Source organism: Chitinophaga sp. (assembly GCF_036569125.1).
Classification (GTDB): Bacteria; Bacteroidota; Bacteroidia; order Chitinophagales; family Chitinophagaceae; genus Chitinophaga.
Window position 1 is genome coordinate 1 of record NZ_DATCRF010000215.1, and the last position, 10704, is coordinate 10704.

The 10704-nt window shown below is 46.3% G+C and carries 9 protein-coding genes; 4 read left to right on the forward strand and 5 right to left on the reverse strand.

Annotation, left to right across the window (positions count from 1 at the left end):
* The 3 genes from VIM87_RS07605 to VIM87_RS07615 form a co-directional block, all read right to left on the reverse strand.
* Window positions 1–3007, reverse strand: a 3007-nt coding sequence (locus VIM87_RS07605) for a SusC/RagA family TonB-linked outer membrane protein (RefSeq protein ID WP_331996402.1), incomplete at its 3' end; no start/stop codon positions are given.
* Window positions 3008–3070: 63 nt separating this feature from the next.
* Complete coding sequence (locus tag VIM87_RS07610) at window positions 3071–4306, reverse strand: sialidase family protein (protein WP_331996403.1); 1236 nt, start codon at window positions 4304–4306, stop codon at window positions 3071–3073.
* A gap of 315 nt (window positions 4307–4621) precedes the next feature.
* On the reverse strand, window positions 4622–5275 hold the full coding sequence (locus VIM87_RS07615; RefSeq protein ID WP_331996404.1) for a FadR/GntR family transcriptional regulator: 654 nt from the start codon (window positions 5273–5275) through the stop codon (window positions 4622–4624).
* A 445-nt stretch (window positions 5276–5720) separates the two neighbouring features.
* Between VIM87_RS07615 and VIM87_RS07620 the strand changes: the two genes are divergently transcribed.
* Window positions 5721–6521, forward strand: a complete 801-nt coding sequence (locus VIM87_RS07620; RefSeq protein ID WP_331996405.1) for an OmpA family protein — start codon at window positions 5721–5723, stop codon at window positions 6519–6521.
* Window positions 6522–6636: 115 nt separating this feature from the next.
* On the opposite strand, the gene VIM87_RS07625 is transcribed toward VIM87_RS07620, so the two are convergent.
* Both VIM87_RS07625 and VIM87_RS07630 read right to left on the reverse strand, forming a co-directional pair.
* Window positions 6637–7410 carry a M57 family metalloprotease gene (locus VIM87_RS07625; protein WP_331996406.1) on the reverse strand — a complete coding sequence of 258 codons (774 nt, stop codon included), beginning with the start codon at window positions 7408–7410 and terminating at the stop codon, window positions 6637–6639.
* Between the two features lie 124 nt (window positions 7411–7534).
* The gene (locus VIM87_RS07630; RefSeq protein ID WP_331996407.1) at window positions 7535–7870 is read right to left on the reverse strand and encodes a hypothetical protein; all 336 of its coding nucleotides are present in this window, start codon (window positions 7868–7870) and stop codon (window positions 7535–7537) included.
* A gap of 411 nt (window positions 7871–8281) precedes the next feature.
* Between VIM87_RS07630 and VIM87_RS07635 the strand changes: the two genes are divergently transcribed.
* The 3 genes from VIM87_RS07635 to VIM87_RS07645 all read left to right on the forward strand — a co-directional run.
* A complete protein-coding gene (locus VIM87_RS07635; RefSeq protein WP_331996408.1) occupies window positions 8282–9322 on the forward strand; it encodes an adenylate/guanylate cyclase domain-containing protein in 1041 nt (346 codons plus the stop codon).
* Window positions 9323–9376: 54 nt separating this feature from the next.
* Complete coding sequence (locus VIM87_RS07640; RefSeq protein ID WP_331996409.1) at window positions 9377–10312, forward strand: helix-turn-helix transcriptional regulator; 936 nt, start codon at window positions 9377–9379, stop codon at window positions 10310–10312.
* 146 nt (window positions 10313–10458) lie between these two features.
* On the forward strand, window positions 10459–10704 hold a 246-nt coding region (locus VIM87_RS07645; protein WP_331996410.1), incomplete at its 3' end, for an MFS transporter.

The window sequence follows — 10704 nt, forward strand, 5'->3', positions numbered from 1 at the left end:
CTTCATCGCCCTGGGCTTTCCAAACATCCGGCCCTATAGCCTGTGAAGGCGCGCCTTCATTAAAAGCCCTGCCCTGGCCCATGGAACGGGCCAAAGCGCCGTTGCTGATAATATGGCCTAATGCATAATCGGCCGTGATCCTTAATGAAAATCCCTTGTAGTTAAATGTATTCTGAATACCGCCTATCTTATCCGGGTTGCGGTAACCTAAGAACACCTGGTCTTTTGTATCTATGACCCCATCGTTATTAACATCTTCAAAAATAAAATCGCCTCCGCGTTTGCCTACAATAATACCCTGCGGTGAAGCCAGGTTATCTTTAATGCGGGCGTTCCATGCGGCTGCTTCCTCATCGGTAGCAAATACGCCCAGCACATTATAACCCCAGATGCCGTAAGGCCGTTCGCCTTCTGCAAAACCACCGGCTTCAATTTCTTTTCCGCTGGCCTTGTCAAAAATAATATCGCCTCCCTGCCGGTTCCTGGCACGGTTGTTCTGCGGCAGTTTTGTAATTACGGTCCGGTTAAATGCAAAAGAGAAATTAGCGTTCCAGCTGAATTTTGGCGAACGTATGATGGCTGCGCCTATGGCCACCTCTACCCCGCGGTTACGCAGCGCCCCGTTATTATAGGTGATCGTGGTGAACGGCGCTTCTGATGGAAGCGGTTTGGAAGTAAGCCTGTCTTTGGTGAGCTTATTATAATAGTCAACAGAAAGTGTGATCCGGTCTTTCAGGAAACCGGCATCTACGGCCAGGTCTGTGGTAACAGTAGATTCCCAGCGCAGGCCGGGGTTGGATAAGCCGGCCCGTATAATACCTGCATACATGGCATAGCTGGCAGATGAATACTGCCCGTAGGTATCTGACAGGCTTAAGCCGCTGAGGCCTGCAACACCCCAGCTGCCCCTGACTTTCAGTGAGCTTACGATATTACTTTTCCAGAAGCTTTCTTTATCAATATTCCATCCGGCGGAAAGAGAGGGGAATAATGCATATTTATTATCCGGTGCAAAGTTGGAGAACCCATCATAACGTAAGGTGCCACCCAGTATGTACCTCATTTTATAATCGTAGCTGAACTGGCCAAAGAAGCTGGCCGATCTTGTTTCTCCCAGCGTAGTGGAAAAATCCACCACGTTGCTGAAAACAGAACCGTTAATAACAGTGGTGGTAGGTTCATCTATGGTATAAATGTAATCATTGGTAGCGCGTTGGGAACCCATATCCTTTACATGGTTGGTATTGCGGGTATAGTTCATACCGGCCAGCAGGGTAACATGATGATCCTGCTGAACGTTAAAGTCATACTGCAATACCTGGTCTATCATCAGCTGGCGGGAGCTGTTGGTGTAATCATCTTTCCAGCGCTGCATAGAGGGTTGCACCTCATCTGCCGGCGTGCCTTTTCGCATGAACATCTCCGTATAGTCGTCAATTAAATAGGAAAGCGAGGGTTTAAAGTGCAGGCCTTTTATAATCGTCCAGTCTGCGGCCATACGGGTTACCATGCGTTCTGTGGATGTTCTCATGTCATCATACCTGAGCGTATGAAAACGGTTCCTCACGGTGTAAAGCTCGCCTGGTGTGGGATTGCCGTCGTCCTTAAAGATCCTGATAAGCGGTGTGATACGGATGGCTCTTACCAGGTCGTTCTGATAAGCGTCTACATATTTCGGGATCACGTTCTGGTAGTTCACCATAAAGTCCAGCTTAAGATTGTCAAAAGCCTGGTATCCGAAATTACCCAGCACATTGTAGCGCTTATAGGCGGTGCCTACCAGCACTCCTTTCTGATCCGTATATCCCATGGAGAAATTGTAATCCGCTTTATCCGTACCGCCGCTGATGGTTACATTATCGGTATTACTCAGACCTGTTTTCCAAAGCATATCCTGGTAATGATTATCTGCATACAGCAATTTGGTGCCGGGATTTATAGGATCATCCATTGTTTGCCAGCCCTTTGCCAGCAGGTTATCCACGTACTGCTGCCCTTCTACGGCTACTATGTTATCATACAATGCAGTGAGGTAGATGTTCTTGCCGTACTGCCCTGGTTGCGTGTATACGCGGGTGCCGGCGGAAAAGCCGCCATTATTCAGCAGGTTATCTTTATTAATGGCATCGTCAGTGTTAGCTACGGTTGTACGCGCCAGGCGAAGGTATTCTGCTGCGGAAAGATATTTGTAATCCCTTGCCTGTGTTTCCCAGGTAGTTCTGTGGCTAAGCGTAATGCTTGACCGGGTGTTCAATCTTCCTCTTTTTGTTTTAATAACAATAACGCCGTTTGCACCACGTGCGCCGTAAATGGCGGTGGAGGCGGCATCTTTCATCACCTGCAGGGATTCAATATCATCCGGGTTCACATCATTCATAGAACGGAACACGCCGTCAATGATCACCAGCGGGTCGCTCCCGTCTGATGAGCCGATGGATTCGCCATTATTATTACCCAGGCCCGAACCATATGCATTGGGCTTGGTGCCACCGCGGATAATGATGTTGGTAGCGCCTATGCCGGGCTGCCCCTGTGTGATGGGAATAGATACGCCGGCTACTTTACCCTGCAGGGCCTGTACCGGGTTAGGGTTTGGATTATTCTTCAGCTCTGCTGCATCCAGCTTGGAAATAGCGGCCGTGTTCTTTTTAACGGATTGCTCCGTATAACCTACGATCAATACTTCGCCCAGCTGCGAAGAAACCGTTGATAACAGGATGTTGTGTTCTCTCCTGTTATTTACAGGAACTTCTTTTGTGGCATAGTTGATCATGCGCAGCAGCAATGTTTCATTGCCGGATGCCAGCTTTACAATAAAGTGGCCGCCTTCATCGGTAACAGTGCCGGAGGCGGGTTTGCTTTTTACGGAGATGCTCACCCCTATCAGTGGTTCGTGGGTGGCAGAGTCACGGACTGTCCCGGATACCGTGAACTCAGCGGACTGGCTGTAACCTTTCTGTATGCCGAACAGGAAAAGAAAGCAGCAGCAAATTCTTAAGCATTTCATTTGAGTCTGTTGAAAGGTTCAAAAAATGTTGGCAGGTGCTCTGGTAAAGGGATCCCTGATCTGTTAAGGCTCAGGATTTCCGTTCAGGATCCAGGGCAGATTAAACTTGTGAAATTCAATTGAACGGTGACTGGTGGAATTATTATTTGTATCCTCATTGGTTTCTATTAAAGCACCTACATGGTAATCGGCAGTTTTGATCATGCTGGTGTAGCCTCCCTTGCCCTGTTGCTGGGCTTCGTCTTCCGTAAGCCAGTCGTAGATACGCCTGCTTATAGGCCAGGTTTGCCCGTTATCATAGCTGATGCGCACGCGCATTTTTCCACGGGTAACGGTGCTGGCAGAGTTCAGGAATACGATGCGGTCCGGTGCATCCGTATTATAGCGAAGTATAGATGCTTCGCACTTGGGATCCAGCAGCGTATTATCTGACGTAAAAGCAGGAAAGCCGCTTTCAATGGTGCCCACTGATACCCTTCTTCTTTTGGAGAGCTCCCACTGGCTGGTAACCGGGCGGTCATTGCGCAATAAGGTGCCATCCATCCTTTCTACAATAGTGCCTTCATCAGAACCTGCAGGAGTAAATGCATAGTTCCAGGTAGCGCCATGATCATCGCTGTAAATATTACGGCCTTTGGCAGGAATAATTAACCTGCCGGGATGGTTAAACTGTGTAACGATGCCAATGCCCGGCCCCATAGCATCCCAGGTATATCCCGGCGGCAGCAGGGCGGCTGTTCTGTCAACCGGTGCAGACCAGGTAGCACCCTGATCATCGCTGTAGCTGGAATACACTTTTCTTTCACCCCAGGTATCAATCTGGCTGATGGAGGTTAAGGCCCCGTCATTCCAGGACATGAACACCCATATTCTTCCGTTAGTACCGTAGGATGGATCATACACGGAGGTAGGGTTTCCCCAGGTATCATCGCCCGAAGCGGCAATTTCGCCCATGGCTGTCCAGGTGGCGCCATTATCAAAAGAGCGTTTATACACCACGTTTATATCACCCCAATCGGTATTGTTCCAGCGCCTGCATTCGCAGATGGCTACCAGGGTGCCGTTCTTTGTTTTAACAATGGATGGAATGCGGAAGGAGTGCTGCCCACCGGGGCCGCCATCAAAAAGGGTAAGATAACTATGTGATTGCGCCGCTGCAGTAGCGGCCATTACAGCCCCTTTACCGGCTGGTACCGGTTGCAGCCGTTGTTCTGTGCCGCTTTTTTTGCACGCGGCAATAAGCAGGCAGGCGGCCGCAATCAGGGTGCAGCCCCCTAACAGTGGAATGGTGAGTTTCATAACGTAGATTTTATTAGTAGTTATGTTCTACATAATAAATGTAGCCTTTGTTTTTAGATTACAAAAATTTTTGAGCGGATTTTTTTTTGTTTAAGGATAAAAGAGAAATGGGAAATAAAAGGCGCAGGGCAAGCTGCGGGGGCTATGGCAAGGCATTTCAGGACGATTACAGCAGTCCAAAGGACGGGGAATTAGGGAGTCAGATAGGTGTAGGTCCCTATTGCGGGCATTCCGTCATTGCAGCACAAAAGGGCGGTACGTGTTAGGAGTGCAGATAGGTACTGTCATTCCGGCGGCCTTAAACTACCGGTCCGGTTATTTTTTAAAAGTCTTTACCCGGTCAAAATGGGGTTGCAGGTGGGATAACATACCTTCTTTAAAATCTTCGACCGTTCCTTTTCTTAATATTTTAACCAGGTCCTGGTGGGTGACCTTTCCTGAGATCACTTTCTTTTTTTCCAGCTTTATCACATATCCGAAAACGGGCAATAGCAGGCTCTGAAAGCGTTTCAGCGTATTGTTGCCCGTCATTTCATATAGCTTGCTGTGGAAGGCGATCTCGTTGCTGATCCGGAAATTATTGTCCTTCTCCTTCATTTCCCGGGCGGCAATTTCCTCCAGCTCATCCAGGTCTTTTTCTGTTTTGTGGATATATAAAAGATCGGCGATTCCCATTTCCAGTGCCAGCCTTAACTCAAACAGATCCTGCAGCGTGGTCTCGTCCATAATTTCCGGGGTCATCACTTTCTCAAAAGTGCCTACTATATCAGGGTTGGAAATAACCATGCCCGATTTTTTCTTGGCTTCTACTATTCCAAGCATTTTAAAGCGGCTCAGCGCTTCCCGCACCACGTTGCGGCTTACGCCCAAGGCTGCCGCCAGCTCCAGCTCTGTGGGCAGGGGATCGCCGGGCTTAAAGGATTTCTGCGCAAAATACTCCCTCAGGCTTATCTCAACCCGCTCAGCCATCGACCTGGATGAAATTGGTTTAATACCATTAACCATAAATGATTCTTTTGTACTACAAGTAAACAAATATATAAAGAAATTATCGCTGCCTGGGTTTATATAATTATTACCTGTATGTACTGGATCGGAGTTATATCAAGCGAACGCCAGCCAGCCTAATACCTCATCTAAGATTTCCGTATGATGCAGAACCGCTGCCGATGCCAGGATGCCAGCCGCACGATACAGGCTGCATTTAGGCATAGAGTTTGCCAATCACCTGGGTTCGTTCCAGTTAAAGGGCTGGTTAAATACTTACAGGAACACCGGCCATTTCACATTGGGAAATAAGAACTTATGCCATCATGAAAAAAATTTAATGCCTGCTTTCATGAAACTGCCGGAAATTCCAACTATAATTACGATAGCTTACTGATTGTTTATACTTTAATCCAAAAGTTTTATTATGAAGTATACCGGAAAAACCTTTTCAATATTAATTGTATCGCTGGTGCTGCTGGCAAGTTGTGTATCAAAGAGGAAATACCTTGACTCACAGGTAGCATTGCGCTTATCAAAAAGCGACAGTGTAGCACTGGCCAGGAAGATCAATAGCCTGCAGGATAATATTGCCCAGCTGCAGCAGCAGATCAAAGCATTAACAGATGCCAACACCAGCGCCCAAGCCACACAAAACCAGCTAAACTCGCAGCTAAGCAGCAGTAAAGAAGCCTATCAGCAACAACAGCAAAAGCTACAGCAGCTGCAGTCGCTGCTGGATCAGCAAAAACAAAAAGCCGCAGAGCTCCGGAAAAAAATGACCGATGCCCTGAGCGGGTTTAACTCCAATGAATTAACCGTAACACAAAAGAACGGGAAGGTTTATGTAAGCCTCAGTGAAAATTTGCTGTTCCCCTCCGGCAGCGCTGAAGTGAATGACAAAGGTAAAGATGCATTGAGCAAGCTGGCCGCTGTGCTCATCATCAATCCCGATATATCTGTTAACATTGAAGGCCATACGGATTCGATTCCCATTCGCAGTAAATACCCTGACAACTGGGCGCTGAGCACTGCCAGGTCCACTGCTATTGTAAGGATCCTGGTTAACACTTACCACGTAGATCCGGCAAAGGTAGTGGCCTCCGGTCATAGCCAGTACGATCCTGTTGAAAGCAACAGCACGCCGGAAGGAAGGGCAAAGAACAGGAGAACAGAAATTATACTCAGTCCCAAGCTGGATGAGCTGTATAAATTAATTGGTTCGTGACGCAAGGTTATGATCTAAAAATAAAAAAGACGTTATCTTAATAAGGTAACGTCTTTCTTTTGTAAGGAAGCTGCCTTTGTAAAGGCAGCTTCTCTTTTTGATACGAGGTATTATATTATTGCGGATACAGGATCTGCGTTGCCAGCACATCTCCTGCTGTAAACCCATTCCAGGGCAGTACAAATGAATTCATAACAGAGTTGGCATCCGTTTGCGGAGTGCCGGGTATGTAAATTCCGCTGGTTTGGTTGGTATGATGAAAACCAATGGTGTGGCCCAGCTCATGGGTTATGGCAAACAGCTTCTGATTGGCCGCCAGGCTATTATAATATGCATTGATCTCAACACTTACACCGGGCCGGCCATTGGAGGCAGGCAAATAAGCCCGGGCAATCCAGTTTGCAGTTTCGTTACCCATAAAAACCCTGCAATGTGAGCCGGACTGGCTGGTTACGATAGACATGCCCAGCCGTGTACCGTTAACAGCATTCCAGTTATTTACTGCACCCTGGATAGCCGTTCTCCAGTTGGAGGGTACCGCTGCATCAATGTACAGCTTAATATTAGTGTTGTAGGTGTTGCTTACGATGTAAGTGTTCCTCCGTTGCTCTGTCTGGGGAACGCCGGAGTTGTCCTTCTTCCATACCGCTACACGTTGTTTAAGTTCCGGTAAGGTCATCAGGATGTCCTGTTCAACAATTACGCGGTCTTTGTCAAAAACAATGTGCTGTTTATCAAATCCAAGGCTGGTAAGGTAACTGGTCATTTCTTCGATGTTATCATTAGCAGCAACATCTTTCTTCTCCTCTTTGGAGCATGCAGAAAAAAGTACAATTAAAAAAGTAAGGCTAAGAACGGAATAAAGGTGTGTTTTCTCAGGGGATCTCATAGTAAAAATATTAAGCGTTAAACAATGTACTAAAGCTAACGCATATGGGGTGTAGTATATCTTCAGTCTTTAAGAATAAAATAGCTGTAGTGATCATAAATTAATCACCACAGCTATTTAATGATCAATACTGCAGCTGTAAACCTCTTATTTTATTGAGGGCAGCATCCAGCAATCTATAATCATCCGGAGCTATTTTTTGCGCAAGCACTTCATTTACCCAGCGGTCATAGCTGGTAGTAAATAATAACATTCCTTCCTCCGTTAGATGAGAGGCCTTGATCTGGGTTTGTGCATTGATCTCTTCCCCGGGATTTAAGATCCGGGTAACCGTCAGGTTTTTCTGTTCAAGGTAATTGATGATGCTCTTAAAATAACTGTAAACAGTAGCATTCCGTAATACATGTCCCCTGCCCCTTTTTGTATTCCAGTTAACCTTGTCAATGGTGTAGTCTTTCATTGTTGCGCTCTTATGGTTAAATCATTTCCCGGGGATGTTGCAAAATTGATGCTAAGCATATGGTCATCTGATAAAAAAGTGTTTATATGAAATACAAATAATTAATTACTAATTATTTGTAAATTATCAACACCTAACTAACACCAGGCCTTGTTAATAAACAGTTTTAGGGCGAAATTATTGATCTTATTGCTCATAAAATTGATGGATCTATAGCTTGCAGAACAATACACAGCGCAACTTTTTTTAATAAATGGTAGCACCCTTTGTAACACCCAAAACAAAGTGTTGCTTTCTATAAACAAAATGCCCATCGTATAAATTACAGGTAACCGATGGCATTGTAAGGAACAGACCGGCGCAGTTTTACCTGAAAAAAGATATATTGTAAATGGAAACTTACACTTCACTATGAACAAGAGCACCTCGTATAAGCTGAAGCAGCTATTCATTATTACGGTGATATGGCTCATAATAGGCTTTCTTATTCCGTTCTACGACCGGCTCGCTCTGTTTACAACCAATGCGGTGCCGCCGGTGCCCAAATACACCATGCTGGAAGCCATCATTATTAATATGGGTGCGGCGCTTATAGGCGCCCTGTTAGGTGGCAGCTTCCTGGTCTTTTATGTTAATGTGCGGTTCAGGGATAAATCTTACGGATATACGATCCTTGCAGTGGCCCTTTGCTTCATACTGGTGATTGTGATCGTTAATATTATCCTCCGTTTATTCAACATACCATCTGACTGGGACCGGATCCTGAAGAACTGCATGGTGTGGGGTGTTATCGTTACTATTACACAGCTGTTTGTTCAGATCAATAACAAATTCGGACAAGGAGTTTTCTGGAACATCATCCGCGGCAAGTACAATACTCCTAAAGAAGAACAACGGATCTTCATGTTCCTGGATCTGAACTCTTCTACAACCATCGCAGAGCAGCTGGGTAATAAAAGATACCATGCCTTTTTGAAAGATATTTTTACCGATATCACGGATCCCATACTGGACAACAATGGCGAGATCTATCAATATGTTGGCGATGAAGTGATCGTAGCCTGGAAGTATGACGAAGGCATCCGCAATAGTAAATGTGTACAATGCTTCTTTGATATCAAGCTTCACCTGCAGCAGCTGCAGAGCAAGTATATGCAGCAGTACGGACTGATGCCCTCCTTTAAAGCAGGCATCCATTGCGGCAAGGTAGTGGCCGGCGAGGTTGGCATCATTAAAAGGGATATCACTTATTCGGGCGATGTATTAAATACCACTTCCAGGATCCAGGGGATGTGCAAACAGTTCAATGAGGAAGTGATCGTATCCGGCGTGCTGGCAGCCTCCCTGCGCCTGGCAGGCCATTTTGCAACGCTGCCGCTGGGCTCTATTAAGCTGAAGGGGAAGCAGAACGAAATGCAGCTGATAGCCCTTAAATCTGTGGCAGGTGAGTGAAGGGATCCATTCCCTCAAATTCCTTACCTTTGAATTATATAAGGGTAAAAAGTTATGACAGACAAGCTCATTCCCATAGAATCGCTGGAGCAATACTACAAGCGCACCGGTCAGGATATTCCACCGGAGCTCCTTCTTCCGTCCGGCAAAGCTCATTTTAATGTTCGCGAAACCCTTACCTGCACCCGTAAAACGCCTTTTAACCGGCGTGATTATTTCAAAATATGCCTTAGCTATACCACCGGGAACGGCTGTGGCACGCTGCTGTATAACGACCAGGAAATACAGTTAAACCAAAGCTGCCTGATCTTTACCAATCCTGCCGTGCCCACTTCCATAGAAGTAACCGCGCCGTACACCCGCTTTTATTGCTTATTCAATATGCCCTTTATAGAGGGATCTATAGCCCGGGATGTGCAATATGCCTGTCCGCTGTTCAATCCATCCCTGATGCCGGTGATACCGGTTACAGAGGAAGAAAGAGAGCGGCTAAGGGTGTACTTCACGCAAATGGAGCTGCTGCAGCACACCGATTATCCGTTTAAATGGGATATGATCCGCAACCTGCTGCAGCTGCTTATTCATGAAGGCATCCGTTTACAGCAAAGCCAGCAGGCGCCGGTTTCCCTGGTGCGCGACCGGCTGGTGAATGATTTCTTCGCCTTGCTGAACCAGCAGTTCCCGGTAGATTCGCCTGAAACGCCTTTAAAACTATTAACGCCGGCCCGCTTTGCCGACCTGCTGCATGTGCATGTGAACCATTTGAACAGTGTGGTAAAAAAGCATACGAATAAAACCACCCGTGAAATTATTCATGAGCGCGTGATTGCCGAAGCAAAAACCTTGCTGCGCAATACCAACTGGAACATCTCTGAGATCGCCTATGCGCTGGGCTTTGAATATCCTTCGCACTTCAATAAATATTTCAAGCAGCTTACCACCCAAACACCCCTGGAATTCCGCATGGGAAAGAAGATGGTGGCTGTCTGAACTCATCTTACAGTACTCAGAAATTATCTTGACCCCTTAAAATACCCCCGGGCGATATTTGATTTGTATAATCATCCCTTTGAATCGTGTAATTGACATAGTAACCAGCTTTCCTACTTTTACAGTGCCAATTTAAAACGATTAATATGAGAAGGATCAAAGAATCAAGAACAGGTTTGAACACCATCATGGCGCTGGGCCTTATTCCATTATCGGGTTTTGCTATGGACGTGTTTATACCGTCATTACCCGATATGGCGGTGCAATTACATACCTCACCGGCTTCCATTCAGCTTACGCTTTCCCTTTTCATTATCAGCTATGGCATCTCGCAGCTGATCGTAGGCGGGCTGATTGACAGCTATGGCCGTTACATTCCAAACATGGCAGCC